23 protein-coding genes and 1 pseudogene are annotated in these 25,813 nt (G+C 62.3%); 9 read left to right on the top strand and 15 right to left on the bottom strand.

Annotated elements, in window-relative coordinates; all coding sequences use genetic code 11:
* The 4 genes from hutH to hutC all read right to left on the bottom strand — a co-directional run.
* Nucleotides 1–1,456, bottom strand: a 1,456-nt coding sequence (gene hutH / locus APH27_RS06455; RefSeq protein WP_060484307.1) for a histidine ammonia-lyase, incomplete at its 3' end; no start/stop codon positions are given.
* Nucleotides 1,457–1,526: 70 nt separating this feature from the next.
* Complete coding sequence (gene hutU / locus APH27_RS06450; protein ID WP_060484306.1) at nt 1,527–3,200, bottom strand: urocanate hydratase; 1,674 nt, start codon at nt 3,198–3,200, stop codon at nt 1,527–1,529.
* A 239-nt stretch (nt 3,201–3,439) separates the two neighbouring features.
* Nucleotides 3,440–4,012 carry a HutD family protein gene (locus APH27_RS06445; protein WP_060484305.1) on the bottom strand — a complete coding sequence of 191 codons (573 nt, stop codon included), beginning with the start codon at nt 4,010–4,012 and terminating at the stop codon, nt 3,440–3,442.
* The gene (gene hutC, locus APH27_RS06440; RefSeq protein ID WP_177331646.1) at nt 4,009–4,719 is read right to left on the bottom strand and encodes a histidine utilization repressor; all 711 of its coding nucleotides are present in this window, start codon (nt 4,717–4,719) and stop codon (nt 4,009–4,011) included. Before hutC ends, APH27_RS06445 begins: the two co-directional genes overlap by 4 nt.
* A gap of 145 nt (nt 4,720–4,864) precedes the next feature.
* Between hutC and APH27_RS06435 the strand changes: the two genes are divergently transcribed.
* Complete coding sequence (locus APH27_RS06435) at nt 4,865–6,229, top strand: formimidoylglutamate deiminase (protein WP_060484303.1); 1,365 nt, start codon at nt 4,865–4,867, stop codon at nt 6,227–6,229.
* 32 nt (nt 6,230–6,261) lie between these two features.
* Here APH27_RS06435 and APH27_RS06430 read toward each other — a convergent pair whose 3' ends face one another.
* Together APH27_RS06430 and bamE are read right to left on the bottom strand one after the other, a co-directional pair.
* Complete coding sequence (locus APH27_RS06430; protein WP_060484302.1) at nt 6,262–6,834, bottom strand: lipocalin family protein; 573 nt, start codon at nt 6,832–6,834, stop codon at nt 6,262–6,264.
* A complete protein-coding gene (gene bamE, locus APH27_RS06425) occupies nt 6,831–7,085 on the bottom strand; it encodes an outer membrane protein assembly factor BamE (RefSeq protein WP_027921036.1) in 255 nt (84 codons plus the stop codon). Before bamE ends, APH27_RS06430 begins: the two co-directional genes overlap by 4 nt.
* 225 nt (nt 7,086–7,310) lie before the next feature.
* Between bamE and APH27_RS27105 the strand changes: the two are divergent.
* A pseudogene (locus APH27_RS27105) lies at nt 7,311–8,348 on the top strand (cache domain-containing protein); the annotation flags it as partial.
* 24 nt (nt 8,349–8,372) lie between these two features.
* A complete protein-coding gene (locus APH27_RS27100) occupies nt 8,373–9,203 on the top strand; it encodes a methyl-accepting chemotaxis protein (protein ID WP_371260283.1) in 831 nt (276 codons plus the stop codon).
* Nucleotides 9,204–9,236: 33 nt separating this feature from the next.
* On the opposite strand, the gene APH27_RS06415 is transcribed toward APH27_RS27100, so the two are convergent.
* The 3 genes from APH27_RS06415 to APH27_RS06405 all read right to left on the bottom strand — a co-directional run bounded on the left by APH27_RS06415 (nt 9,237) and on the right by APH27_RS06405 (nt 13,595).
* Nucleotides 9,237–9,833 carry a DUF924 family protein gene (locus APH27_RS06415; RefSeq protein WP_060484301.1) on the bottom strand — a complete coding sequence of 199 codons (597 nt, stop codon included), beginning with the start codon at nt 9,831–9,833 and terminating at the stop codon, nt 9,237–9,239.
* A 3-nt stretch (nt 9,834–9,836) separates the two neighbouring features.
* On the bottom strand, nt 9,837–10,847 hold the full coding sequence (locus APH27_RS06410; protein ID WP_012274595.1) for a class 1 fructose-bisphosphatase: 1,011 nt from the start codon (nt 10,845–10,847) through the stop codon (nt 9,837–9,839).
* 297 nt (nt 10,848–11,144) lie between these two features.
* Complete coding sequence (locus APH27_RS06405; RefSeq protein ID WP_027921033.1) at nt 11,145–13,595, bottom strand: glycogen/starch/alpha-glucan phosphorylase; 2,451 nt, start codon at nt 13,593–13,595, stop codon at nt 11,145–11,147.
* A 185-nt stretch (nt 13,596–13,780) separates the two neighbouring features.
* Here APH27_RS06405 and APH27_RS06400 point away from each other — a divergent pair, with 185 nt between their 5' ends.
* Nucleotides 13,781–14,185, top strand: a complete 405-nt coding sequence (locus APH27_RS06400; protein WP_003249225.1) for a YkgJ family cysteine cluster protein — start codon at nt 13,781–13,783, stop codon at nt 14,183–14,185.
* 223 nt (nt 14,186–14,408) lie between these two features.
* On the opposite strand, the gene typA is transcribed toward APH27_RS06400, so the two are convergent.
* Together typA and thiI are read right to left on the bottom strand one after the other, a co-directional pair.
* Complete coding sequence (typA, locus tag APH27_RS06395) at nt 14,409–16,229, bottom strand: translational GTPase TypA (protein ID WP_027921032.1); 1,821 nt, start codon at nt 16,227–16,229, stop codon at nt 14,409–14,411.
* A gap of 128 nt (nt 16,230–16,357) precedes the next feature.
* On the bottom strand, nt 16,358–17,812 hold the full coding sequence (thiI, locus tag APH27_RS06390; protein ID WP_060484300.1) for a tRNA uracil 4-sulfurtransferase ThiI: 1,455 nt from the start codon (nt 17,810–17,812) through the stop codon (nt 16,358–16,360).
* Nucleotides 17,813–18,283: 471 nt separating this feature from the next.
* On the opposite strand from thiI, the gene glnA reads away from it, so the two are divergent.
* The 4 genes from glnA to ntrC all read left to right on the top strand — a co-directional run bounded on the left by glnA (nt 18,284) and on the right by ntrC (nt 23,166).
* A complete protein-coding gene (gene glnA / locus APH27_RS06385; RefSeq protein WP_027921030.1) occupies nt 18,284–19,690 on the top strand; it encodes a type I glutamate--ammonia ligase in 1,407 nt (468 codons plus the stop codon).
* 150 nt (nt 19,691–19,840) lie between these two features.
* The gene (locus APH27_RS06380; protein ID WP_060484299.1) at nt 19,841–20,383 is read left to right on the top strand and encodes a chorismate mutase; all 543 of its coding nucleotides are present in this window, start codon (nt 19,841–19,843) and stop codon (nt 20,381–20,383) included.
* A 264-nt stretch (nt 20,384–20,647) separates the two neighbouring features.
* Complete coding sequence (gene glnL / locus APH27_RS06375; protein ID WP_027921028.1) at nt 20,648–21,733, top strand: nitrogen regulation protein NR(II); 1,086 nt, start codon at nt 20,648–20,650, stop codon at nt 21,731–21,733.
* Nucleotides 21,730–23,166: a nitrogen regulation protein NR(I) gene (gene ntrC, locus APH27_RS06370; protein ID WP_060484298.1), complete on the top strand. Its 1,437-nt coding sequence runs from the start codon at nt 21,730–21,732 to the stop codon at nt 23,164–23,166. Before glnL ends, ntrC begins: the two co-directional genes overlap by 4 nt.
* A 445-nt stretch (nt 23,167–23,611) precedes the next feature.
* Here the strand turns inward: ntrC and APH27_RS06365 are convergent, their stop codons facing one another.
* Nucleotides 23,612–24,049: a hypothetical protein gene (locus APH27_RS06365; RefSeq protein ID WP_027921026.1), complete on the bottom strand. Its 438-nt coding sequence runs from the start codon at nt 24,047–24,049 to the stop codon at nt 23,612–23,614.
* Between APH27_RS06365 and trmL the strand changes: the two genes are divergently transcribed.
* The gene (gene trmL, locus APH27_RS06360) at nt 24,048–24,509 is read left to right on the top strand and encodes a tRNA (uridine(34)/cytosine(34)/5-carboxymethylaminomethyluridine(34)-2'-O)-methyltransferase TrmL (protein ID WP_027921025.1); all 462 of its coding nucleotides are present in this window, start codon (nt 24,048–24,050) and stop codon (nt 24,507–24,509) included. The genes APH27_RS06365 and trmL overlap by 2 nt on opposite strands.
* A gap of 82 nt (nt 24,510–24,591) precedes the next feature.
* Here trmL and secB read toward each other — a convergent pair whose 3' ends face one another.
* From secB to APH27_RS06345, 3 genes are read right to left on the bottom strand one after another with little or no spacing between them, the layout of a single operon-like run.
* Nucleotides 24,592–25,077: a protein-export chaperone SecB gene (gene secB, locus APH27_RS06355; RefSeq protein WP_012312355.1), complete on the bottom strand. Its 486-nt coding sequence runs from the start codon at nt 25,075–25,077 to the stop codon at nt 24,592–24,594.
* Between the two features lie 39 nt (nt 25,078–25,116).
* Nucleotides 25,117–25,371, bottom strand: a complete 255-nt coding sequence (gene grxC / locus APH27_RS06350; protein WP_003249204.1) for a glutaredoxin 3 — start codon at nt 25,369–25,371, stop codon at nt 25,117–25,119.
* A 1-nt stretch (nt 25,372) separates the two neighbouring features.
* Nucleotides 25,373–25,786 carry a rhodanese-like domain-containing protein gene (locus tag APH27_RS06345; protein ID WP_027921024.1) on the bottom strand — a complete coding sequence of 138 codons (414 nt, stop codon included), beginning with the start codon at nt 25,784–25,786 and terminating at the stop codon, nt 25,373–25,375.
* Between the last annotated feature and the right edge of the window lie 27 nt (nt 25,787–25,813).

Raw genomic sequence — 25,813 nt, 5'->3', positions numbered from 1 at the left:
GGTCCGGCGCGAAGAAGCGGTCACGGTCATAGTGCGGCACTTCACGACGCAGCGCCTGGCGCGCCTGCTCCAGCTTCGCCGAAGTCTTCAGGCCTTTGCGCAAGTCCAGCCCCTGACACGCCCCCAGCCATTCGATGGCCAGCACACCACGGGTGTTCTCGGCCATTTCCCACAGGCGCTTGCCAGCGGCTGGGGCCATGGACACGTGGTCTTCCTGGTTGGCCGAGGTCGGCAGGCTATCGACACTGTGCGGGTGCGACAAGGCCTTGTTCTCGCTGGCCAGGGCGGCAGCGGTGACCTGGGCGATCATGAAGCCGGAGTTCACCCCACCGTTTTCCACCAGGAATGGCGGCAGCTGGGACATGTGCTTGTCCATCATCAGCGAGATGCGGCGCTCGCTCAGCGAACCGATTTCGGCGATCGCCAGGGCGATATTGTCGGCGGCCATGGCCACCGGCTCGGCGTGGAAGTTGCCACCGGAAATCACGTCGCCTTCGGCAGCGAACACCAATGGGTTGTCCGACACGGCGTTGGCTTCGATGCCCAACACCTCGGCAGCCTGGCGGATCTGGGTCAGGCAGGCGCCCATGACCTGCGGCTGGCAGCGCAGCGAGTATGGGTCCTGGACCTTGTCGCAGTTCTTGTGCGACTGCGACACTTCGCTGGATTCGCCCAGCAGGTCACGGAAGCACGCGGCGGTGTCGATCTGGCCACGCTGGCCACGCACGTCGTGAATGCGCGCATCGAACGGCGAACGCGAACCCAGCGCAGCCTCGACGCTCAGGCCACCACAGGCGATGGCGGCGGCATACAGGTCTTCGGCGTGGAACAGGCCGCGCAGGGCGTAGGCAGTGGATGCCTGGGTGCCATTGAGCAGGGCCAGGCCTTCTTTGGCGGCCAGGGTCAGCGGCTCGAGGCCGGCGACAGCCAGGGCTTCGGTAGCCGGCAGCCACTGGCCCTGGTAACGCGCCTTGCCTTCACCAAGCAGTACCAGCGACATATGCGCCAGCGGGGCCAGGTCGCCAGAAGCGCCCACCGAGCCTTTGAGCGGGATGTGTGGGTAGACTTCGGCGTTGACCAGGGCGATCAGCGCATCGATGACCTTGCGGCGGATACCGGAGAAACCACGGCTGAGGCTGTTGATCTTGAGGACCATGATCAGCCGCACCAGCGCGTCGTCCAGCGGCGCGCCGATACCGGCGGCGTGGGACAGCACCAGCGAACGCTGCAGGTTCTCAAGGTCGTGGCTGGCGATACGGGTCGAGGCCAGCAGGCCGAAACCGGTGTTGATGCCGTAGGCGGTACGGTCTTCGGCAATGATCTGCTCGACGCAGGCAACGCTGGCGTCGATGGCCGGCGCGGCGCTGGCGTCCAGTTGCAGGCGCACGGGTGCGGCATGGATGGCGCGCAGCTGTGCCAGGGTCAGGGTGCCGGGCTTGAGGGTCAGTTCGGTCACTTTGCTACTCCAATTCTGTCGGGGGCCCGCAGGCCCCTCTTGTTGTTCAGTATCACTCAAAGCGCGGCGATCAGCCCGTGATCATTGGCAGGTCGAGGCCCTGCTCCTTGGCGCAGTCGATGGCGATGTCGTAACCGGCATCGGCGTGGCGCATCACACCAGTCCCCGGGTCGTTGGTCAGTACGCGAGCAATACGCTCGGCGGCCTCATCGGTACCGTCGCAGACGATGACCATGCCCGAGTGCTGGGAGAAGCCCATGCCCACGCCGCCGCCATGGTGCAGCGAAACCCAGGTGGCGCCGCCTGCGGTGTTGAGCAGGGCGTTGAGCAGCGGCCAGTCGGAGACCGCGTCGGAGCCGTCGCGCATGGCTTCGGTTTCGCGGTTCGGGCTGGACACGGAACCTGAGTCCAGATGGTCGCGGCCAATCACCACCGGCGCCGACAGCTCACCGCTGCGGACCATTTCGTTGAAGGCCAGGCCCAGCTTGGCGCGCAGGCCCAGGCCAACCCAGCAGATACGTGCCGGCAGGCCCTGGAAGCTGATGCGCTCGCGGGCCATGTCCAGCCAGCGGTGCAGGTGGGCGTCGTCCGGGATCAGTTCCTTGACCTTGGCGTCGGTCTTGTAGATGTCTTCGGCTTCACCGGACAGCGCCGCCCAGCGGAACGGGCCGATGCCGCGGCAGAACAGCGGGCGGATGTAGGCCGGGACGAAGCCTGGGAAGTCGAACGCGTTGGCAACGCCCTCTTCCTTGGCCATCTGGCGGATGTTGTTGCCGTAGTCGAACGTCGGGATGCCCTGCTTCTGGAAGTCGAGCATGGCTTGCACGTGCACGGCCATCGACTGTTTGGCAGCCTTGACCACAGCAGCAGGCTCGGTCTGGGCGCGGTCACGGTACTGCTCCCAGGTCCAGCCGGCAGGCAGGTAACCGTTGAGCGGGTCGTGGGCGCTGGTCTGGTCGGTGACCATGTCCGGGCGCACGCCACGCTTGACCAGCTCTGGCAGGATTTCGGCGGCGTTGCCGTGCAGGGCAATGGAGATCGCCTTGCCTTCGGCGGTGTACTTGGCAATGCGCGCCAGGGCGTCGTCGAGGTCTTTGGCCTGTTCGTCGACGTAGCGGGTTTCCAGGCGGAAGTCGATGCGGCTCTGCTGGCATTCGATGTTCAGCGAGCAGGCACCAGCCAGGGTTGCGGCCAGCGGCTGGGCGCCGCCCATGCCGCCGAGGCCGGCGGTCAGTACCCATTTGCCTTTCAGGCTGCCGCCGTAGTGCTGGCGACCGGCTTCGACGAAGGTTTCGTAGGTGCCCTGGACGATGCCCTGGCTGCCGATGTAGATCCAGCTGCCAGCAGTCATCTGGCCGTACATGGCCAGGCCCTTGGCGTCCAGTTCGTTGAAGTGTTCCCAGTTGGCCCAGTGCGGCACCAGGTTGGAGTTGGCGATCAGTACGCGCGGGGCGTTGCTGTGGGTCTTGAACACGCCGACCGGCTTGCCCGACTGCACCAGCAGGGTTTCGTCGTCTTCCAGGCGGGTCAGGGTTTCGACGATCTTGTCGTAGCAGGCCCAGTTGCGCGCGGCGCGACCGATGCCGCCGTACACCACCAGCTCTTTCGGGTTTTCCGCGACCTGCGGGTCGAGGTTGTTCATCAGCATGCGCAGTGGCGCTTCGGTCAGCCAGCTTTTGGCGGTCAGCTTGTTGCCACGTGGGGCACGGATTTCAACGTCACGGTATTTGTTGTTGTCGGTCACGGGAAGGTCCTCGGCGGTTGTCCGCGGGCAGATGTGTCGTGGTCAATATACAAACACACCTTTACTTGTATGTACAAGCATGGACAACCAAAATAGTCGGACCACTCCTCCGAATTCATCAATGCAATGGGGCCGCCTTGCGGCCCTTTCGCGACACGAGGCCGCTCCTACAGGAAATTGCATTCACCTGTAGGAGCGGCCTCGTGTCGCGAAAGGGCTGCGCAGCAGCCCCAGCAATCTCAATGTGAAATAAGCTCGATCAGGCAGAACCGCCCCTGCACATCCAGCCCGAGCAATTCATCATTGCCCTCAATCCGCAGGCAGTCATACAGCCCAAGCCGCTGCGTATCGTGCCCAGCGATTGCCACTTCAACCTGCCCGCTGGCCGCAAATAGCAACACCGTCGACGCCGAGCAGTACAAGCGGCTGGTGCCGTCAAACCACTGCAAGCGCGCGCGATAGCGATGCGGCGCGTAGATCAGGTTGAAATCGCGGATCGCCCCACCGAGCAGCTTGCAGCTGACCTGGCTCTCGCCACTGAAAGCAAATGCATCGAACGGCAGCAACGGCCGGCTGGCCTGGCCGTCGACCAGCAAGCGCATGCCATCGCCCTGCAGCACACTGATGATCCGCTGGTAACCGGCGAACACGGAAAACCCGCCCGACTCCTCGATATCGGCTATCGAAAGGCGCCAGCCGAAGCCCTCGAGCCCCTCGCCGTTGTCGCGGGTGATCTCCTCGGTGAAGCCGCCACCGTTTTTCCAGGGCATGCGCGGGTAATCCTGCGCACGCAGCCACTGCAGCTGAGTCATTTACTGAAACGTCCTTCAAGGCGGTGACGGGAACCCGGGTGAATCAGCCGCGCAGCGGTCACTGGCTGGCGCCCGGACCAGGTGCGACGGCGGATCAGCAGGCAGGGTTCGCCGCGCTCGATCTGCAACAGGCGACACTCTTCAGGCTCGGCAAGAATCGCCTCGACCACGTGCTCGCCCTCGGTCAGCGGCGCGACCTGGGACAGGTAGGCGTAAGGCGTCTGCCGGGTGAAGTCCTGCTTGAGGTAGTCGGGGGCGATGGCCGTGTTGACATAGCGATCCTCGATCTGCACCGGCACGCCATTCTCGTAATGCACGATCAACGAGTGGAACACCCGCTGCCCTTCACGCATGTCCAAGGCCAGGGCGCGCTCGGAGCCGGCGGCCTCTTCGGCCAGCTTGATCACCTGGCAGCTATGCTGGTGGCCACGGCCGGCGATCTCGTCGGCAATGTTGTTGACCTCGAACAGCGCCGAGCGGGACTTGGGTTCGGCGACGAAGGTACCCACACCCTGCATGCGCACCAGCAGGCCTTCAGCGGTGAGTTCACGCAAGGCGCGGTTGATGGTCATGCGGCTGAAACCCAGTTCACTGACCAGTTCGCTCTCCGAAGGCACCCGGTGATGCGGCGGCCAGCTGCCGTTTTCGATCTGCTGGATGATCATCTGCTTGACCCGGGCATACAGCGGCGCCGGGCCCTCGCCCATCTGGGCAACCAGCGCGGAGACAGGAGGTGTCGGCACGGCGTTGAGTCCTTAGGCAATGGAATGAGCGGTAGCTTGCCGCAGTTTACCCGGCAGGCAAACGCCTGTATATGTATATACAAGTTAAACAATAACAGGATTTTTGCCGATGTCCGCCTATTTCGCCGAACGCGCCCTGCTGCCCACTGGCTGGGCCAGTAAGGTCCGCTTCGAAGTGTCCAGTGACGGCTTGCTCAGCCGGATCGAAGCCGACGCCTCGGCCGACGGCGCCGAACGCCTGGCCGGGCCATTGCTGCCAGGCATGCCCAACCTGCACTCGCATGCGTTCCAGCGGGCCATGGCGGGGCTGGCGGAAGTCGCGGGCAACCCCAACGACAGCTTCTGGACCTGGCGCGAGCTGATGTACCGGCTGGTCGGCAAGATCACCCCGGACCAGCTGCAGGTAATTGCGCGCCAGCTGTATATCGAGATGCTCAAGGCCGGCTACACCTCGGTGGCCGAATTCCACTATGTGCACCATGACCAGGCAGGCAAGGCCTACACCGACCCCGCCGAGCTGTCCCGACGCATCAGTGCGGCCGCAGCCAGCAGCGGCATCGGCCTGACCTTGCTGCCGGTGCTGTACAGCCACGCAGGCTTTGGCGGCCAGGCGCCCAACGAAGGGCAACGGCGCTTCATCAACGCCACCGAACAGTACCTGCAACTGCAGGCTCAACTGGCACCGGTGCTGGCCGCGCAGCCCGCGCAACAGCTGGGGTTGTGCTTCCACTCGCTGCGCGCGGTGACGCCCGGCCAGATCGCCGACGTGCTGGCTGCCAGCAATCAGCAATGCCCGGTGCATATCCACATCGCCGAACAACAGAAGGAAGTCGATGATTGCCTGGCCTGGAGCGGGCTGCGGCCGCTGCAGTGGCTCTATGAGCATGTCGATGTGGACCCGCGCTGGTGCCTGGTGCATGCCACCCATGCCGAAGCGGATGAAGTCACGGCCATGGCGCGCAGTGGTGCGGTGGCGGGTTTGTGCCTGACCACCGAAGCCAATCTGGGCGACGGTATTTTCCCGGCAGTGGACTTCCTCGCTCAGGGCGGGCGCATGGGTATTGGATCGGATAGCCATGTGTCGCTGAGCGTGGTCGAGGAGCTGCGTTGGCTGGAATATGGTCAGCGCCTGCGAGACCAACGGCGCAACCGCTTGTACCGAGGCGATCAGCCGATGGTCGGGCGCACGCTGTACGACGCGGCGCTGGTCGGCGGGGCTCAGGCGCTGGGGCAGCCGATAGGCGAGCTCGCGGTGGGCAAACGGGCTGACTGGCTGGTGCTGGATGGGCAGGACCCGTATATCGCCATGGCCGAGGGGGACGCGATTCTCAACCGCTGGTTGTTCGCTGGCGGGGACCGTCAGGTTCGCGATGTGATGGTCAATGGGCAGTGGGTTGTGCGCCAGGGGCGGCACGACCAGGAAGAGGAAAGCGGACGGGCGTTTGCACACGTGTTGCGCCAGCTGCTGGGCTGAGCCAATGGGGGCCGCTTCGCGGCCCCGAGGCTTCAATGCATCTGCACGATCTGCTTGTCGGGTGTGCGCCAGATCAGGCGGCTGGTGTCGTAGCCCTGCTGACGGGCCTTGGACATCAGGTTCTCGCGCTCCCACACCGGCAGTGTCGGCGTGCGCGACAGGATCCACAGGTACTTGCGGTCAGGGCTGCCGACGATCGCCGTGCGGTAGTGATCGTCCACGTACAGGATCCAGTATTGGCCTTTGGCCACGCCCGGTACCAGGCGGGTGAACCAGTTGTCGAACTCGACCCACAGCCTGTCGGTATGCCCCGGCTCCTGGATGTTGGCGTGCCCCTCGGCGCGCAGCCATTCATCCCCCATCGTGCGGCAGCGGTTGAGCACGCCGTACGAGCCATCGGGCTTGAGGTTGTAATGCGCTTCGGACTGCGCACACTCGGCCTGGTATTTCATCGGCAGGCGCGCCAGCTCATACCACTTGCCCTGATAGCGCTTGAGGTCGACATTACCAGCGGTCTTCGGTGCCAGCGGGTCGTTGGCGGAGGTAGCGCAGCCACCCAGCAGCATGACCAGGCACAGCCCCAGCAGCAGGTGCAGACGCCTCATTTGAGACCCTGCCCGGAGTAGATCAACACCTTGTCGGCCGCGTATTGCACGCTGATGAAGCTCTTCTCGTCCCCCCAGGTGCAGCTGCTCATGCCCAGCGCGCCGGAGCACTCGGTGGGCGTGCCAAGCAGTTGCTCGACCTCGGCCTTGTTCATGCCGGCCTTGAGCTTGGAATAGTTTTCCTGATTGATCTTGCTGCACGCAGTCAGGACGACGCACAAGGACAACAGGGCGAGGGAACGCAACGACATGAAGGGACACTCCTGGAAAATAGACACAGGCGAGTGGCCTGCAGTGACCTTCGACGGGAAAATCCCTCCCTGGTTCCCTGGCTACCCCCCTTTCGTTGTAAGCCGTTGGTCGGCTTCCCCTGCGCAAACGATTAATGTTTTCCCGCTCCGCGACGACACAGCGAGCACGCTGTGGCGAGTTGCCGCAGCCCCCTCCTATGCCTTGCCTTGTTGCAGACCAGAAAAATGACCAAGAACCTTAAGTTCAGCCACAAGATCCTGCTGGCCGCCGCCCTCGTGGTGGCCGTTGCTTTTACCTGTTTCGTGCTGTTCAACGACTATCGACAGCGCCAGTCACTGCGCAGCGACACGCAGACCAACCTGCAGGACCTGGGCAGCCTCACCGCCGGCAACATCCGTAACTGGCTCGACAGCCGTATCCAGCTGCTCGACTCGCTGGCCCAGCAAATCGCTGTCGATGGGCCGGGCAAAGCCAGCCTTGACCGTAGCCTGGCTCTGCCGGTGTACGGCAAGAACTTCCAGCTCACCTATTTCGGCGGCCAGGACGGCAGCATGCAGTCGGTTCCCGTTGGCAACCGCGCGGCCGACTACGACCCGCGCGTTCGCGGCTGGTACAAGGCGGCCAGCGCCAGCGGCCAGACCATCGTCACCGAACCGTACATCTCGGCATCCGCCGGCAAGCTGGTGATCACCCTGGCCACCCCGGTGCAGCAGGCGGGCCGGCAGGTGGGTGTCAGCGGCGTCGACACCGACCTGCAGACCATCAGCAACCTGATCAACGCCCTGAACTTCGACGGCCAGGGCCATGCCTTCATCGTCAACGGCGAAGGCAAGATCCTCATCCACCCTAAGGCCGACCTTGCCCTGAAAACCCTGGCCGATGTCTATCCGCAGGGCACTCCGCGAATTGGCAGCGGCCTGAAGGAAGTCGAAGTCGATGGCCGCAAGCAGTTCATCAACTTCACCCACGTCGACGGCGTGCCGTCGGCGGATTGGTACGTGGCCCTGGTACTCGACCAGGATGCAGCATTCGCCATGCTGGGCGAACTGCGCACCTCGGCCATCGTCGCCACCCTGATCGCGGTGGTGGTGATCATTGCCCTGCTCGGCCTGCTGATACGCGTGCTGATGGAGCCGCTGCACCTGATGGGCCGCGCCATGCATGACATCGCCGAAGGCGAAGGCGACCTGACCCGACGCCTGAGCATCCATGCCCACGATGAATTCGGCAGCCTCGGCCAATCATTCAACCGTTTTGTCGAGCGTATTCACGAGTCGATCCGCGAAGTGGCCTCGGCCACCGGCCAGGTCAACGCCGTGGCCGCCCAGGTGGTAAGCGCTTCGAATGCCTCGATCAACAATGCCGATCAGCAGTCCAGCCGCACCAGCAGTGTGGCGGCAGCGATCAATCAGCTAGGTGCCGCCGCCCAGGAAATCGCCCAGAACGCGGCACTGGCCTCGCAGCACTCCAGCGAAGCACGCGGCCTGGCCGAAGATGGCCAGCACGTGGTCGGGCGTACCATCGATGTGATGAACCAGCTTTCGGCGCGAATCAGCGATTCGTGCGGCAACATCGAAACACTCAATGCCCACACCGCCAACATTGGCCAGATCCTCGATGTGATCAGCGGTATTTCCCAGCAAACCAACCTGCTGGCGCTCAACGCCGCGATCGAAGCGGCCCGCGCGGGCGAGGCCGGGCGTGGCTTTGCCGTGGTTGCCGACGAGGTGCGCAACCTGGCGCACCGTACGCAGGAGTCGGCACAGCAGGTGCAGCGCCTGATCGAAGAGCTGCAGGCCGGTGCGCAAGTGGCGGTCAGCACCATGAACCAGAGCCGCCAGCACAGCGAGCACAGCGTGGGCATTGCCAACCAGGCCGGCGAGCGCCTGGGCAGCGTGACCCAGCGCATTGGCGAGATCGACGGCATGAACCAGTCGGTGGCCACCGCCACTGAAGAGCAGACGGCCGTGGTCGAGTCGATCAATGTCGACATCACCGAGATCAATACGTTGAATCAGGAAGGGGTGCACAACCTGCAGAGCACCTTGCGTGCCTGCACCGACCTGGAGCATCAGGTCGAGCGGTTGAAGCATCTGGTGGGCAGTTTCAGGATCTGAAACCGCTGGGGCTGCTTTGCAGCCCCAATGGCCTTAGAACCTGGACCCAGGCTCCAGCAGGAAGTCCATCTCTTCACTGGTACTCGGCCGCCCCAGCACCAGGTTTCGGTGCGGGAAGCGCCCGAACCGGGCAATCACCCGCTGGTGCTGCTCGGCGTAATCGAGGAAGCCTTCGAACAACCGCCGGTTATCCTCCGGCTGCTCCGCTAGCAGCATCTGGTAACGCTCGACACACAGGTTCTGCCAGTCCAGCACCTCGGCATGCTCCAGTACCAATAGCACGAACACCCGCTGGATCGGCAGCAACTGGTAATCCCAGTTCTTCTGCAGGCCCTGCATCGCAACCACCTGGGCACGCCGATCACCTTCGAAGGCGCGCGGCGTGTCGCGGTAGAGCATGCGCGGCAGCTGGTCCAGCAGGATCAGCAAGCCGAGCCAGCCCTGGGGGCTCTGCTGCCACTCGTCGAGCCCACCCGCCAGGGCGTGCTCGACCAGGTCGCCAAACAGCGCCTGGGCTTCGGCATCGTGATGCTTGCCGAACCACAGCGTGCTCTTCTCGTCAGCCACGGCCTGGGGACTGGTGCCCCAACCGAACCACCACTCCAGCAACGGCTGCCAAGGTGCGAGCATGACTTACTCCTTGTGGTAGGCGGTGACGCGCTCGACCTCTTCCTTCGAGCCGAGGATCACCGACACGCGCTGGTGCAGGCTTTCAGGCTTGATGTCGAGGATGCGATCGTAACCGTTTGTGGAGGCGCCACCGGCTTGTTCAATGATGAACGACATCGGGTTGGCTTCGTACATCAGGCGCAGCTTGCCCGGCTTGCTCGGCTCACGGGCATCACGCGGGTACATGAACAGACCGCCACGGGTCAGGATACGGTGCACGTCGGCCACCATCGAGGCGATCCAGCGCATGTTGTAGTTCTTCTTCAGCGGGCCGGTCTCGCCGGCCAGCAGTTCGCCCACGTAGCGCTGCACCGGGGCTTCCCAGTGACGCTGGTTGGACATGTTGATGGCGAACTCGGCGGTGGTTGCCGGAACCTGGATGTTCTCGTGGGTCAGGACGAAGCTGCCCAGTTCGCGGTCCAGGGTGAAGCCCTTGACGCCGTTGCCCAGGGTCAGGATCAGCATGGTCTGTGGGCCGTAGATGGCGTAACCGGCGGCGACCTGCTCGGTACCTGGCTGCAGGAACGCTTCTTCGTTCAGGCTTTCGTTCTGGCTCAGGTACTGGTTAGGGCAACGCAGTACCGAGAAGATGGTGCCGACCGAAACGTTGACGTCGATGTTCGACGAGCCGTCCAGCGGGTCGAAGACCAGCAGGTAGGCGCCTTTCGGGTATTTGCCCGGGATCTGGTAGGCGTTGTCCATTTCTTCGGACGCCATGCCGGCCAGGTGGCCGCCCCACTCGTTGGCTTCGAGCAGGATGTCGTTGGAGATCACGTCCAGCTTCTTCTGGACTTCGCCCTGCACGTTTTCAGTGCCCATGCTGCCCAGTACGCCGCCGAGGGCGCCTTTGGACACGTGATGGCTGATTTCCTTGCACGCACGCGCCACCACTTCGATCAGGAAGCGCAGATCGGCAGGGGTATTGTTGCTGCGGGTCTGCTCAATCAGATAGCGACTCAGGGTAACGCGGGACATGTATGGCTCCGAAAGGATTGGGGGAGAAAAACCCCCGCAGTTTACAGGGAGAGTTGCAGCCTAGCGAGCAAAGAGACTCGACTTCCGGCGTTGAGTTCAGCCAGTGCCCGGCCAATGGTCGGTTGCCCCAGATGCTTCGCGTTCGTTGTAGGAGCGGCCTTGTGTCGCGAAAGGGCCGCAGAGCGGCCCCATCAATATCCGCTTGATGCACAAATCATGGGGGCGCTTCGCACCCCTTTCCGACCGGTCCGGCGCCCCGGCAAGGCCGCTCCTACAACGATTGCGCAAGCGGCTGGCTCAGTCCAGCGCCTTCCAGATCTCGGTAGCATATTCACGGATGGTCCGGTCCGAGGAGAACCAGCCCATCCGTGCCGTGTTCAGCACCGCCATGCGCCACCACTCCTGCGGCGTGTGCCACAGCTCTTCGACGCGCCGCTGGGCATCCCAGTAGGCATCGAAATCGGCACAAACGAGGAAACGGTCGTAGGCCACCAGCCCGTCGATCAACCCGGCGTAGCGTGAAGGGTCGTCAGGTGAGAACACCCCGCTGCGAATGGCCTGCAGCACATCGCTCAAGCGATTCGACGCGGCGATCGCGGCGCTGGCACCGAAATCACCGGCCCGCTTGCGTGCCTCCACCTGCTGCGCGGTCAGGCCGAAGATGAACATGTTGTCCGCCCCCACCTGTTCGCACATCTCGACGTTGGCACCATCGAGCGTGCCGATGGTCAGCGCGCCGTTGAGGCCGAACTTCATGTTGCTGGTGCCGGACGCCTCGTAACCGGCCGTGGAGATCTGCTCCGACAGGTCCGCTGCCGGGATGATGCTTTCAGCCAGGCTGACGTTGTAGTTGGGCAGGAACACGACCTTGAGCAGGCCGCGCACGGTCGGGTCGTTGTTCACCACCTTGGCGATATCGTTGGCCAGCTTGATGATCAGCTTGGCCTGGTGATAACTGGCCGCCGCCTTGCCGGCGAAGATCTTCACCCGCGGCACCCAATTGGTACCGGGGTCGTTGCGCATCGCCTGGTACAGCGCCACGGTGTGCAGCAGGTTGAGCAGCTGGCGCTTGTATTCGTGAATGCGCTTGACCTGCACGTCGAACAGCGCCTCTGGGTTGACCGTGACACCAATCCGGTCCTGGATGATGCTGGCCAGGGCGCGCTTGCTGTGCAGGCGCTGGGCGGCGAACTGTTTGCGGAAGCTGGCCTTGTCGGCAAACGGCACCAGCCCGGCCAGGCGCCCCTCAGGGTCGTCCTTGAGCTCCGGCCCAAGCGCCTCGACCAGCATCTCGGTCAACTGCGGGTTGGACTGGTACAGCCAGCGGCGGAAGGTGATGCCGTTGGTCTTGTTGTTGATCCGTTGCGGGTAAAGCTTGTGCAGCTCGGCGAACACCGTGCTCTTCATCAGTTTGCTGTGCAACGCCGACACACCATTGACGCTGTGCGAACCGAGAAACGCCAGGTTGCCCATGCGTACCCGGCGGCCGTTGTCCTCTTCGATCAACGACACGGCCCGCAGCACGTCGAAGTCGTGCAGGCCTTTGGCGCGCAGGCTGTCGATGTGGTAGGCATTGATCAGGTAGATGATCTGCATGTGCCGCGGCAGCATGCGCTCCATCAGCGCCACCGGCCAGGTTTCCAGGGCTTCGGGCAGCAGCGTGTGGTTGGTGTAGGCCAGGGTACCGACCGTCAGCTCCCACGCGGTGTCCCACGGAATTTCGTGCTGGTCGACCAGCAGGCGCATCAGCTCGGCAACGGCGATTGACGGGTGAGTGTCATTGAGCTGGATGGCTGCCGCGTCCGGCAGGTTGAGCAGGTTCTCGTGCATGTTCAGGTGGCGGCGCAGCAGATCCTGCAGCGAGGCCGAAACGAAGAAGTATTCCTGACGCAGGCGCAGTTCCTGGCCCGCCTCGGTGCTATCGGCCGGGTACAGCACCCGCGAGATGCTCTCGGCCCGCGCGACCTCGGCAACCGCGCCGAGGTGGTCACCGGCATTGAAGCGCTCCAGGTGCAGTTCTTCCAGCGCCCGAGCCCGCCACAGGCGCAAGGTATTGACGCTGGCTCCGCGCCAGCCGACCACGGGCGTGTCATAGGCTACCGCCCGCACCGTTTCACCTGGCCACCACACCTGACGCTGCTTGCCGTGGGCGTCATGCACCGTTTCGACGCTGCCACCAAAGCTGATCGGGTAGATCACCTCGGCGCGCTCGAATTCCCAAGGGTTGCCGAAGTCCAGCCAGTTCTCGGTCTGCTCCTGCTGCCAGCCATCGACCATGGCCTGACGGAACAGCCCGTGCTCGTAGCGGATACCGTAACCGTGGGCAGCAATACCCAACGTCGACATGCTCTCCATGAAGCACGCCGCCAGGCGGCCCAGGCCGCCGTTGCCCAGTGCGGCATCCGGCTCGAGCAGGCGAATGCGCTCCAGGTCGACGTTCAGGCCTTCCAGTGCCTCGCGGGCGACGTCCAGCAAGCCGAGATTGCTCAGGCTGTCATAGAGCAGCCGGCCAATCAGAAATTCCAGGGAAAGGTAGTAGACCCGCTTCTGGCTACGTCGGTAGGCCTGGCGGGTATGGTCCATCCAGTGGTCGACCATGTGATCGCGTGCTGCCAGGGCGATGGCTTCGAACCAGTCGTGGTCGAAGGCATGCTCCGGGTCCTTGCCAACCGCGTAGGTCAGCTTATCCAGTACGGCAGCGCGAAAATCCGCGACTTCGGCGTCACGTGCTTTAGGTTCCTGGGACATGCGGCATCCTCGGGCAAGTTGACGAAAGCGGAGGGGGAGTGTTGAGCCTAGACGCTTCGACCAAGAGCGACAGCCAGTGTTCGCGGTTTTCATGAACCTTTGCGCATTCGGTCAAAAGGTTGTTCATAAATTGAACAATTCCGGTATGATCGCGCGCCCCAAGACCGTGATTCACCCCCATAACGATGAAAACGACCCTGATCGCCGCGGCCGAAGTCGACCGCCTGGAGACCTGGCAGCGCTATACCAGCAACATGTGCCATGGCTGCCATTCGACCTGTTGCACCCTGCCGGTGGAGGTGAAGATCAAGGATCTGATCCGCATTGGCGTGGTGGACGAGTTCGAGAAAGACGAACCGCCCAAAAACGTGGCCAAGCGCCTGCAGAAGGAAGGCATCATCGAGCGCTTCAACCAGAAGTCGGGGATCTTCACCCTGACCCGGATGAGCAACGATGACTGCATGTACCTGGATCGCAAGAGCCGGCTGTGCACCATCTATGACAAGCGCCCCGATACCTGCCGCAACCACCCCAAGGTCGGGCCGCGGCCGGGGTACTGCGCCTACAAGCCCAAGGTGGTTGGCCGCTGATCATCAGCCTGTTCCGGCCTCTTCGCGGCGGTTCGACGCCTCGATAAAACCGCTCCCACAGGGTTTGCGCAATCACCAATGCCTGTGCAGTACCTGTGGGAGCGGGTTTATCGAGGCGTCGAACCGCCGCGAAGAGGCCAGCACAGTCAGTACACATTCTGCAGGCAAACAAAAACGCCCCCGGCCTTTCGACCGGGGGCGTTTTCATTCAGCCTGAGCTAACTCAGTTCTTGGCTTTCTTGGCAGCGCGGGTACGCTCGCCTTCGTCCAGGATCTTCTTGCGCAGACGGATCGACTTCGGAGTCACTTCGCACAGCTCGTCGTCCTGGATGAATTCCAGAGCCTGCTCGAGGGTGTGGCGAACTGGCGGTACCAGGGCGATGACTTCGTCTTTGCCCGAAGCACGCATGTTATCGAGCTTCTTGCCTTTGGTCGGGTTCACGCCCAGGTCGTTGTCACGGCTGTTCAGGCCGATGATCTGACCGTTGTAGATCTCCTGGCCGTGCTCGACGAACAGCTTGCCGCGCGCCTGCAGGGTTTCCAGCGAGTAGGTCAGTGCCTTGCCGGTTTCGACCGAAACCAGAACGCCGTTCAGGCGGCCGGACATCTGGCCCGACTTCATGGTGTCGTAGCGATCGAAGATCGAGGTCAGGATGCCTGCACCGTTGGTCAGGGTCAGGAACTGGTTACGGAAACCGATCAGACCACGGGCCGGAATGTTGTACTCCAGGCGCACACGGCCCTTGCCATCCGGAACCATGTTGGTCAGGTCGCCTTTACGCAGACCCATTTCTTCCATGACCTTGCCCTGGGATTCTTCAGGGATGTCGATGGTGACGTTCTCGAACGGTTCCTGCTTGACGCCGTCGACTTCGCGGATGATTACTTCAGGACGACCTACGGCCATCTCGAAGCCTTCACGGCGCATGGTTTCGATCAGTACCGACAGGTGCAGCTCACCACGGCCCGATACCTTGAACTTGTCAGGGGAATCGGTTTCCTGAACGCGCAGGGCAACGTTGTACAGCAGCTCTTTGTCCAGACGGTCCTTGATGTTACGGCTGGTGACGAACTTGCCTTCCTTGCCGCAGAACGGCGAGTCGTTGACCTGGAAGGTCATCGAAACGGTCGGCTCGTCAACGGTCAGCGGCTTCATCGCTTCTACCGCATCCGGGGCGCACAGGGTGTCGGAGATGAACAGCTCGTCGAAACCGCTGATGCAGACGATGTCGCCAGCCTGGGCTTCTTCGACGTCTACACGGTGCAGGCCGTGGTGACCCATCAGCTTCAGGATACGGCCGTTGCGCTTCTTGCCGTTGGTGTCGATGGCGACAACCGGGGTGTTCGGCTTGACGCGGCCACGGGCGATACGGCCAACACCGATAACGCCGAGGAAGCTGTTGTAGTCCAGTGCGGAGATCTGCATCTGGAACGAGCCGTCACGGTCAACGTCTGGTGCTGGTACGTTGTCGACGATCGACTGGTACAGCGCGGTCATGTCTTCGCCCATGGCGGTGTGGTCCAGACCGGCAATGCCGTTCAGGGCCGAGGCGTAGACGACTTTGAAGTCCAGCTGCTCGTCGGTAGCGCCGAGGTTGTCGAACAGGTCGAAGATCTGGTCCAGAACCCAGTCAGGACGCGCGCCCGGACGGTCAACCTTGTTGATCACGACGATGGGCTTCAGGCCGGCTTCGAAAGCCTTCTTGGTCACGAAGCGGGTTTGCGGCATAGGGCCGTCCTGGGCGTCGACCAGCAGCAGCACGGAGTCGACCATCGACATTACACGCTCAACCTCGCCACCGAAGTCGGCGTGGCCGGGGGTGTCGACGATGTTGATGTGGTAGCCGTTCCAGTTGATGGCGGTGTTTTTCGCCAGAATGGTAATACCGCGCTCTTTTTCCTGGTCGTTGGAGTCCATGACGCGCTCGTCATTGAGCTCGTTACGCTCCAGAGTGCCGGACTGACGCAGGAGTTTGTCGACCAGGGTGGTTTTACCATGGTCAACGTGGGCGATGATGGCGATGTTACGCAGATTTTCGATCACAAGTGTATCTCGATCAGAGGATTCGGTTGCCGCCCATTGTAGGCGGCCAATATGTACTGTTTAAGGCTCAGCGGGCCCGGCGGTCGGGAGGGCGATGGCGGATGCTGCCGCCATACAGCCCTGGCGTCTTATGTCGGACGATAAACACGCACATTGGCATGTCCCTCACTGAGCAGGTGGTGTGCGTGCAAACGGCTCATCACACCTTTGTCGCAATACAGCAAGTACTGGCGCGTAGGGTCCAGGTGCTTGAACTTGCTGTTGATGGCGTAGAACGGCATGGCCTGGACTTCGATACCGTCCAGCGCCAGAGGCGCGTCTTCCTGGGCATCGGGGTGACGAATGTCGATGACGATCTGGCCTGGCAGCGCCTCGGCCACTTCTTCGACTTCGATGTCCTTGCCCAGCTCGTCGATCACGTGGTCGATGGAGATGAACTTGGCACGCTCCAGGGCGCGCTCCAGCACGGCAATGTCGAACTGCTTTTCTTCGTGCTCCATGCGGTGACGCTTGGCATGGGTGGTCGGGTTCACCGAGATCACGCCGCAGTATTCCGGCATGTGCTTGGCGAAGTCGGCGGTGCCGATTTCGGTGGCCTGGTCGATGATGTCCTGCTTGTGGCTGGCCAGCAACGGGCGCAGCACCAGCTTGTCGGTGGCCGAGTCGATGATCGACAGGTTCGGCAAGGTCTGGCTGGAGACCTGGGAAATCGCCTCGCCGGTGACCAGCGCGTCGATCTGCAGGCGATCGGCCATGTGCGCCGCGCCGCGCAGCATCATGCGCTTGAGGGTCACGCCCATGTAGCTGTTGTCGACCTTGTTGAGGATCTCGCCAACCACTTCTTCGAATGGCACGCTGATGAACAGCACGCGCTGGCTGCTGCCGTACTTTTTCCACAGGTAGTGGGCGACTTCCATCACGCCCAGCTCGTGGGCACGGCCGCCGAGGTTGAAGAAGCAGAAGTGAGTCATCAGGCCGCGGCGCATCATCTGATAGGCCGCCACGGTGGAGTCGAAACCACCGGACATCAGCACCAGGGTCTGCTCCAGGGCACCCAGCGGGTAGCCGCCGATGCCGTTGTGCTGGTTGTGGATCACATACAGGCGCTGGTCACGAATTTCGATGCGCACCAGCACTTCCGGCGTCTTCAGGTCGATGCCGGTGGCGCCGCACTGCTGGCGCAACTGGCTGCCGACGTAGCGGTCGACGTCCATCGAGGTGAAGTCGTGGTGGCCGCCGCGCTTGCAGCGCACGGCGAAGCGCTTGCCGGCCAGCAGGTGGCCGAAGTGGTGCTTGCACTTGGCGACGATGTCGTCGAAGTCGCCCAGCGGGTACTCCTCGACCTGCAGGAAATGGGTGATACCCGGGGTGCAGGTGAGGCGCTCGATCATCTCGCGCTGGACCTTTTCGTCCTCGACGCGGGTGACCACCTCGAGATTATCCCAGACACCATCGACCGCGAGCTCCGGATCGAGATCCTTGAGCACGTTGCGGATGTTCTTGCCGAGCTGGCGGATGAAACGCTTGCGCACCGGCCGGCTCTTGATGGTGATTTCTGGGAAGACTTTGACGATAAGTTTCATTGGTTAACAGTGCGCGCAGGGCCTGCCGAAAATGAGGGGCGCGAATTATATCGGAAATTGCTCAGCTTTTGACCAACTTTTGATCAGAAGCTTTCAGATAAGTGCAGGAGGCGGGGTTGGCGGCTCTTGTGCCGGCCCTTTCGCGGGTAAACCCGCTCCCACAGGTTCACCCTTACCCCGTGGGAGCGGGTTTACCCGCGAAGAGGCCCTCAAAGAAAGCACAGCCCTCCCTGAATGCACTGGTATGGTGCTTCGCGCTCGAAACTTGCCTCCTAAGGGTGCACTTTCTCCCGTTACAGGCCCACCAAATGCCCGCAAACGCCCCTTTTTATCTCGCCCTCGCCATTTTCGGGCACTGGCATGCAATTTGCTCCCTTGTGAGGCAGGTAAGCTTGGCCGACTATCCGCGCCCGGCAACACCCTTTTTCCAGAGCAGCGGCCCACCGCGCTCTAGACCCTCCGGAGGACAACATGTCGAAGTCGGTTCAACTCATCAAAGATCATGACGTCAAGTGGATTGATCTGCGTTTCACGGACACCAAGGGCGTACAGCATCACGTGACCATGCCGGCGCGTGATGGCCTGGACGAAGACTTCTTCGAAGTCGGCAAGATGTTCGACGGTTCCTCCATCCCTGGCTGGAAAGGCATCGAAGCTTCCGACATGATCCTGATGCCGGTCGACGAGACCGCCGTTCTGGACCCGTTCACCGAAGAACCAACCCTGATCATCACTTGCGACATCGTCGACCCGTCGAGCATGCAGGGCTACGATCGCGACCCACGTGCGATCGCCAAGCGCGCCGAAGAGTACCTCAAGAGCACCGGCATCGGTGACACCGTCTTCGCAGGCCCAGAGCCTGAGTTCTTCATCTTCGACGAAGTGAAGTTCAAGTCGGACATCTCCGGTTCGATGTTCAAGATCTTCTCCGAGCAAGGCTCGTGGATGTCTGACGCTGACGTGGAAGGCGGCAACAAAGGCCACCGTCCAGGCGTGAAAGGCGGCTACTTCCCGGTTCCGCCGTTCGACCACGACCACGAAATCCGTACCGCCATGTGCAACGCTCTGGAAGAAATGGGCCAGACCGTTGAAGTTCACCACCACGAAGTGGCGACTGCCGGCCAGAACGAAATCGGCGTCAAGTTCAACACCCTGGTGAAGAAAGCTGACGAAGTACAGGCCCTGAAGTACGTCGTGCACAACGTTGCCGACGCTTACGGCCGTACCGCCACCTTCATGCCGAAGCCACTGTACGGCGACAACGGCTCGGGCATGCACGTACACATGTCGATCTGGAAAGAAGGCAAGAACACCTTCTCCGGTGAAGGTTATGCCGGCCTGTCCGAAACCGCCCTGTACTTCATCGGCGGTATCATCAAGCACGGTAAGGCCCTGAACGGCTTCACCAACCCGTCGACCAACTCGTACAAGCGTCTGGTTCCAGGCTTCGAAGCCCCGGTAATGCTGGCCTACTCGGCTCGTAACCGTTCCGCCTCGATCCGTATTCCATACGTCGGCAGCCCTAAAGCCCGTCGTATCGAAGCGCGCTTCCCGGACCCATCGGCCAACCCGTACCTGGCCTTCGCGGCCCTGCTGATGGCTGGCCTGGACGGTATCCAGAACAAGATCCACCCAGGCGATGCTGCGGACAAGAACCTGTACGACCTGCCGCCAGAAGAAGCCAAGGACATCCCGCAAGTGTGCGGCAGCCTGAAAGAAGCGCTGGAAGAGCTGGATAAAGGCCGTGCGTTCCTGACCAAGGGCGGCGTGTTCTCCGACGACTTCATCGATGCCTTCATCGAGCTGAAGAGCGAAGAAGAAATCAAGGTCCGCACCTTCGTGCACCCGCTGGAATACGAGCTGTACTACAGCTGCTGATCTGATCGGCGCCTCGCGTCGATGACCTGATCAAGACGGCCTCCTTCGGGAGGCCGTTTCTGTTTCTGCCTTGAGTAACTTCGGAAGGCTCCTACCCACGTAACGCGCCAGCTTCAGCACACTCGGACCTTCACTTCACGGAGGTTCATCATGCGCCCGTTACCCATCGTTGCAGCCGCCGCCCTTGCTCTGACCGGCTGCGCGGCATCAGAACCCAACCCCCCTGCCCTCGGCCCGCTGCTTGAGACCATCGAGCGCCGCCTGGACTTGGCGCAAGCTGTCGCCTTGCACAAGTGGGACAAGCACCAACCGGTCCAGGCCAGCCCGCGTGAACAGCAGGTGCTGTCGAATGTTCGTGCGGCCGCACCCGCCCATGGCCTGGCCCCGGAACGCGCCGAGGCGTTCTTCGCCGACCAGATCGAGGCCAACAAGCTGGTGCAGTACACAATGCTTTTCCATTGGCATCGCCTGGGTACAGCACCAGACACGCCACGCAGCGACCTGCAGCAGGAGATCCGCCCCCAGCTTGATCAGCTGCAGACTTTGTTGCTCAAGCAACTGGCCGATTTTGAACAACAGAAACCGCAACACTGCACCACCATGGTGGCGAATGCCGTAGCCAACCGACCTGTGGACCACCTGACCCAGCGAGCGCTGATTCGCGCGACCGGCCAACTGTGCGATAAATCCTGAAGTCTCTATGCTCTATATTGGTGCACCCGAAGGACTGGCGCCCTCAAGTGCAGCCCAAAAGAGGTCACAAGCATCGATAAATCAGGGCATTCTGGTCCGAATCTGCGCATATTCAGGCCTTTATCAGCAAAATCCGCTTCTTTTCGGAGCCTTGGTTTGTTTCTTGCAGTTTCTTGGGAAGAGACTGGCACCAGCGGATCCACCGCGCGCCCGGCCATGGCCGCGCCATGCCTGACAAGCGCCAAAAGAGGTCACCGACGCCTTATGACCATCAGCGATGCACAGCACCGTCTGCTTCTGGACAACCTGACCACCGCCACGCTGCTGCTCAACGCCGAGCTGCGCCTGGAGTACATGAACCCGGCGGCGGAGATGCTCCTGGCCGTCAGCGGCCAGCGCAGTCATGGCCAGTTCATCAGTGAGCTGTTCACCGAATCGACCGAGGCGCTTAACTCGCTACGCCAGGCCGTGGAACAGGCGCACCCATTTACCAAGCGTGAAGCACAACTGACCTCGCTGACCGGGCAGACCATCACCGTCGACTATGCAGTGACGCCAATCCTGCACCAAGGCAATACCCTGCTGCTGCTGGAAGTGCACCCGCGCGATCGCCTGTTGCGCATCACCAAGGAAGAAGCCCAGCTGAGCAAGCAGGAAACCACCAAGATGCTGGTGCGTGGCCTGGCCCACGAGATCAAAAACCCGCTTGGCGGCATCCGTGGCGCAGCACAGCTGCTGGCCCGCGAACTGCCCGAAGAGGGGCTGCGCGACTATACCAACGTGATCATCGAGGAAGCCGACCGCCTGCGTAACCTGGTCGACCGCATGCTCGGCTCGAACAAACTGCCTTCGCTGGCCATGACCAACATTCACGAAGTGCTGGAGCGGGTCTGCAGCCTGGTCGAGGCAGAAAGCCAAGGTTGCATCACTTTGGTGCGCGACTACGACCCTAGCCTGCCCGACGTACTGATCGACCGCGAGCAGATGATCCAGGCCGTGCTCAACATCGTGCGCAATGCGATGCAGGCGATCAGCTCGCAGAACGAGCTGCGCCTTGGCCGCATCACCCTGCGCAGCCGCGCGGTACGCCAGTTCACCATCGGGCATGTGCGCCATCGCCTGGCTGCACGTATCGAGATCATCGACAACGGCCCGGGCATTCCCGCGGAACTGCAGGACACGCTTTTCTATCCCATGGTCAGCGGGCGCCCGGACGGTACCGGGCTCGGCCTGGCCATTACCCAGACCATCATCAGCCAGCACCAGGGCCTGATCGAGTGTGAAAGCCACGCAGGGCATACCGCCTTCTCGATCTTCCTGCCCCTGGAACAAGGAGCCACCGCCTCATGAGCCGAAGTGAAACCGTATGGATCGTCGATGATGATCGCTCCATCCGCTGGGTCCTGGAAAAAGCCCTGCAACAGGAAGGCATGACCACCCAGAGCTTCGACAGCGCCGATGGTGTCATGGGCCGCCTGGCTCGCCAGCAGCCGGATGTGATCATTTCCGACATTCGCATGCCCGGTGCCAGCGGCCTCGACCTGCTGGCGCAAATCCGCGAGCAGCACCCGCGTCTGCCGGTCATCATCATGACCGCCCATTCCGACCTGGACAGCGCCGTGGCTTCCTACCAGGGCGGCGCCTTCGAGTACCTGCCCAAGCCGTTCGACGTCGACGAAGCGGTGTCGCTGGTCAAACGTGCCAATCAGCACGCGCAGGAACAGCAAGGCCTTGATGTCCCGCAGGCGCTGGCCCGCACCCCGGAAATCATCGGCGAAGCGCCGGCGATGCAGGAAGTCTTCCGCGCCATCGGCCGCCTGAGCCATTCCAACATCACCGTGCTGATCAACGGCGAGTCCGGTACCGGCAAAGAGCTGGTGGCGCACGCCCTGCACCGCCACAGCCCACGCGCCGCATCACCGTTCATCGCCCTGAACATGGCGGCCATTCCGAAGGACCTGATGGAGTCCGAGCTGTTCGGCCACGAGAAAGGCGCCTTTACCGGTGCGGCCAACCTGCGCCGCGGCCGCTTCGAACAGGCGGACGGTGGCACCTTGTTCCTCGACGAGATCGGCGACATGCCGGCCGACACCCAGACCCGTCTGCTGCGGGTGCTGGCCGATGGCGAATTCTATCGCGTTGGCGGCCATGTGCCGGTGAAGGTCGATGTACGTATCATCGCGGCGACTCACCAAAACCTGGAGTCGCTGGTAACAGCCGGCAAGTTCCGTGAGGACTTGTTCCATCGCCTGAACGTGATCCGCATCCATATCCCACGCCTGGCCGACCGCCGCGAAGACATCCCGGCGCTGGCCCGTCACTTCCTCGGGCGTGCCGCGCAGGAACTGGCCGTCGAACCGAAGTTGCTCAAGCCTGAAACCGAAGAATTCATCCGCAACCTGCCGTGGCCAGGCAACGTGCGTCAGCTGGAGAACACCTGCCGCTGGATCACCGTAATGGCCTCCAGCCGCGAAGTGCTGATCGGCGACCTGCCGCCGGAGCTGCTGAACCTGCCGCAGGACGCAGCGCCGGTGACCAACTGGGAACAGGCGCTGCGCCAATGGGCGGACCAGGCCCTGGCACGCGGGCAGTCGAACCTGCTCGACAGTGCGGTGCCCAGCTTTGAACGGATCATGATCGAAACCGCGCTCAAGCACACCGCCGGGCGGCGGCGTGATGCGGCGGTGTTGCTGGGCTGGGGGCGCAATACCCTGACCCGCAAGATCAAGGAGCTGGGGATGAACGTGGACGGCGGGGATGAAGACGAGGGTGAGGACCACTGATCTAGCTGCTCACCTGCAAGATCCCTGGGGCTGCTAAGCAGCCCTTTCGCGACGCAAGGCCGCTCCTACAAGAGACCGCGATCCCCTGTAGGAGCGGCGTTGTGTCGCGAAAGGGCCGCAAAGCGGCCCCAGCCATTTCAGCCTTCCCATGCACCGATCCTGTGCCCGATGCACCTCCCCAAGGCACAAATCACCTCAAAATACGGCCAAATCACCCTGAAAGCCCAGTATTCGCGGGCTTTTAAAAACTGGCACGCCCCCTGCAATAGCTAATACATACCCAGTTTCGGGGGCCCTGGTACAGGCAGGCCGGGTGACCCCTCTTTTATTCGCAGTAACGCCAGTTTTGGGGACCTCGGTACAGGCAGGCCGGGCCATCCCCCCTTTAATTCGCTGTAACCCCTTTTGGGGACCTCGGTACAGGCAGGCCGGGATATCCCCTCTTTTATTCGTGCAGCTTCACCTGCACCCGCCAACGCCCAGCGTCCTCTGCACCGGCCCATTCACCGTGCAGGGGGCGCGCGGCGATCACCGTCAGCAACAGCCCCTTGTCGCTCTTCTGCAAACGCCAGCCGACCGGCTTGCCCTGCAGGTCCAACTGGCCACGCTGCGCCTTGCCCTCAGCTTCGAACAGCACGGCCACGGTCCCCTCGACGTTTTCGCCATGCAGCCTGGGCTCTTCGTTGAACCACAGGTCCAAGCCATCTTGCACAACCTCGACCTGCTCCAGTACACGCTCATCCGGGGCAGTCAGACGGCCGATCATCAGCCCCACCAGCACGCCGAACAGCGCCAGGGAAAGCAGCATGCGCGGCCAGGCCTTCGAACGCAGGTCGGGTTCGGGGGTAGAATGCTCGTCATCTTCACGTTTGGAGCCGTGCATGTTTCACGTCATCCTTTTTCAACCAGAAATTCCGCCGAATACCGGCAACATCATCCGCCTCTGCGCCAACAGCGGTTGCGCCCTGCACCTGATCGAGCCGATCAGCTTCGAACTGGACGACAAGCGCCTGCGCCGTGCGGGGCTGGATTACCACGAGTATGCCACGCTCAAGCGCCACGAAAGCCTGGCCGGATGCCTGGAGAGCCTGGGCAACCCACGCCTGTTCGCCTTCACCACCAAGGGCTCGCATCCGTTCCACGACGTGGCTTATCAACCCGGTGACGCGTTCCTGTTCGGGCCAGAGAGCCGAGGCCTGCCGGCTGAAGTGCTGGACAGCCTGCCGGCCGAGCAGCGCTTGCGCCTACCGATGCGGCCGGGGTGCCGCAGCCTGAACCTGTCGAACACCGTGGCGGTCACGGTGTATGAGGCCTGGCGGCAGAACGGGTTTGCCGGGAGCTGATCGTTAGCCTGTACCGGCCTGATCGCGGCAGTACAGGCAACAAAAAAGCGCCCCGAGAGGCGCTTTTTTGTTGCCGGCAGAATTACTGCACGGTCGGTGCTTCGCCAGCTTCCTGCATGCGCTGCATTTCTTGCGCGTACAGGGCGTCGAAGTTGACCGGCGACAGCATCAGGGCCGGGAACGAACCACGGGTCACCAGGCTGTCCAGGGTCTCGCGGGCATACGGGAACAGAATGTTCGGGCAGAACGCGCCGAGGGTGTGGCTCATCGAAGAAGCGTCGAGGTTCTTGATCAGGAAAATACCCGCCTGCTGAACTTCAGCGATGAAGGCTACTTCGTCGCCGTTCTTGACGGTCACCGACAGGGTCAGCACCACTTCATGGAAGTCGCCTTCCAGGGCCTTCTGCTTGGTGTTCAGGTCCAGGGCAACGCTCGGCTCCCAGGTCTGACGGAAGATCTGCGGGCTTTTCGGGGCTTCGAACGACAGGTCACGCACATAGATGCGCTGCATGGAGAACTGCGGGCTGTTGTCTTCTGCAGCAGCGCCGTTGGTCTGTTGGTCAGTCATGGCAGATCCTTATCCTAATGTTTTTGAATGCAGTGCAAATCAGGCCGCCAGCAGCGCGTCGAGCTTGCCGGCGCGCTCCAGGGCATAGAGGTCATCGCATCCACCGACGTGGGTGCTGCCGATCCAGATCTGCGGCACCGAAGTACGGCCGGCCTTCTGGCTCATTTCGGCACGAACCTGCGGTTTGCCGTCGACCTTGATTTCCTCGAAGGCCACGCCTTTGCTCTCGAGCAGGTACTTGGCGCGCATGCAGTAGGGGCAGTAGTCGCTGGAATAGACGATGACAGGCTTCATATCACTTCACCAGGGGCAGGTTATCGGCTTTCCAGCTGGAAACGCCACCGCTCAGTTTGGCGGCGGTGTAACCAGCCTTGATCAGCTCGCCGCAGACCGCGCCGGACTGCTGGCCCATCGCGTCGACCACGATCAGGGTCTTCTCTTTGTGCTTCTCGAGCTCGGCCATGCGGTTGGCCACTTTGTCCTGCGGAATGTTCAGCGCACCGACGATGTGGCCGGCGGAATATTCCTTGGACGTACGAATGTCGATGACCAGCGCCTTGTCGGCATTGACCAGCGCGGTCAGCTGGCCGTTGCTCAGGCTCTGGCCGCCACGGCGCAGTTCATTGACGAGCAGTGCGACCAGCAGAACCACGAAGATCGCCACCAGGATGTAGTGATCTGTCGCGAATTGAATCAGGTGAGCAACCATCAGCGGTGTTCCAGGCGATTGAAAATG

Source organism: Pseudomonas sp. NBRC 111123, from assembly GCF_001320205.1.
In the GTDB taxonomy this organism is placed as follows: Bacteria; Pseudomonadota; Gammaproteobacteria; order Pseudomonadales; family Pseudomonadaceae; genus Aquipseudomonas; species Aquipseudomonas putida_J.
The sequence above is the reverse complement of the archived record's forward strand: the minus strand, read 5'-3'. Positions and strand labels throughout refer to the sequence as shown.

Bases quoted from the DNA above. Each gene is read 5' to 3' on its own strand.
- grxC (WP_003249204.1), bottom strand. From the start codon at position 25,371: ATGAAGCCTGTCATCGTCTATTCCAGCGACTACTGCCCCTACTGCATG.
- bamE (WP_027921036.1), bottom strand. From the start codon at position 7,085: ATGTCGTTGCGTTCCCTCGCCCTGTTGTCCTTGTGCGTCGTCCTGACT.
- trmL (WP_027921025.1), top strand. From the start codon at position 24,048: ATGTTTCACGTCATCCTTTTTCAACCAGAAATTCCGCCGAATACCGGC.
- APH27_RS06345 (WP_027921024.1), bottom strand. From the start codon at position 25,786: ATGGTTGCTCACCTGATTCAATTCGCGACAGATCACTACATCCTGGTG.
- secB (WP_012312355.1), bottom strand. From the start codon at position 25,077: ATGACTGACCAACAGACCAACGGCGCTGCTGCAGAAGACAACAGCCCG.
- thiI (WP_060484300.1), bottom strand. From the start codon at position 17,812: ATGAAACTTATCGTCAAAGTCTTCCCAGAAATCACCATCAAGAGCCGG.
- APH27_RS06400 (WP_003249225.1), top strand. From the start codon at position 13,781: ATGAAAACGACCCTGATCGCCGCGGCCGAAGTCGACCGCCTGGAGACC.
- APH27_RS06410 (WP_012274595.1), bottom strand. From the start codon at position 10,847: ATGTCCCGCGTTACCCTGAGTCGCTATCTGATTGAGCAGACCCGCAGC.
- glnA (WP_027921030.1), top strand. From the start codon at position 18,284: ATGTCGAAGTCGGTTCAACTCATCAAAGATCATGACGTCAAGTGGATT.
- APH27_RS06430 (WP_060484302.1), bottom strand. From the start codon at position 6,834: ATGAGGCGTCTGCACCTGCTGCTGGGGCTGTGCCTGGTCATGCTGCTG.
- APH27_RS06445 (WP_060484305.1), bottom strand. From the start codon at position 4,012: ATGACTCAGCTGCAGTGGCTGCGTGCGCAGGATTACCCGCGCATGCCC.
- APH27_RS06435 (WP_060484303.1), top strand. From the start codon at position 4,865: ATGTCCGCCTATTTCGCCGAACGCGCCCTGCTGCCCACTGGCTGGGCC.
- APH27_RS06365 (WP_027921026.1), bottom strand. From the start codon at position 24,049: ATGCACGGCTCCAAACGTGAAGATGACGAGCATTCTACCCCCGAACCC.
- ntrC (WP_060484298.1), top strand. From the start codon at position 21,730: ATGAGCCGAAGTGAAACCGTATGGATCGTCGATGATGATCGCTCCATC.
- glnL (WP_027921028.1), top strand. From the start codon at position 20,648: ATGACCATCAGCGATGCACAGCACCGTCTGCTTCTGGACAACCTGACC.
- hutC (WP_177331646.1), bottom strand. From the start codon at position 4,719: ATGGGCGAGGGCCCGGCGCCGCTGTATGCCCGGGTCAAGCAGATGATC.
- APH27_RS06380 (WP_060484299.1), top strand. From the start codon at position 19,841: ATGCGCCCGTTACCCATCGTTGCAGCCGCCGCCCTTGCTCTGACCGGC.
- APH27_RS06415 (WP_060484301.1), bottom strand. From the start codon at position 9,833: ATGCTCGCACCTTGGCAGCCGTTGCTGGAGTGGTGGTTCGGTTGGGGC.
- APH27_RS06405 (WP_027921033.1), bottom strand. From the start codon at position 13,595: ATGTCCCAGGAACCTAAAGCACGTGACGCCGAAGTCGCGGATTTTCGC.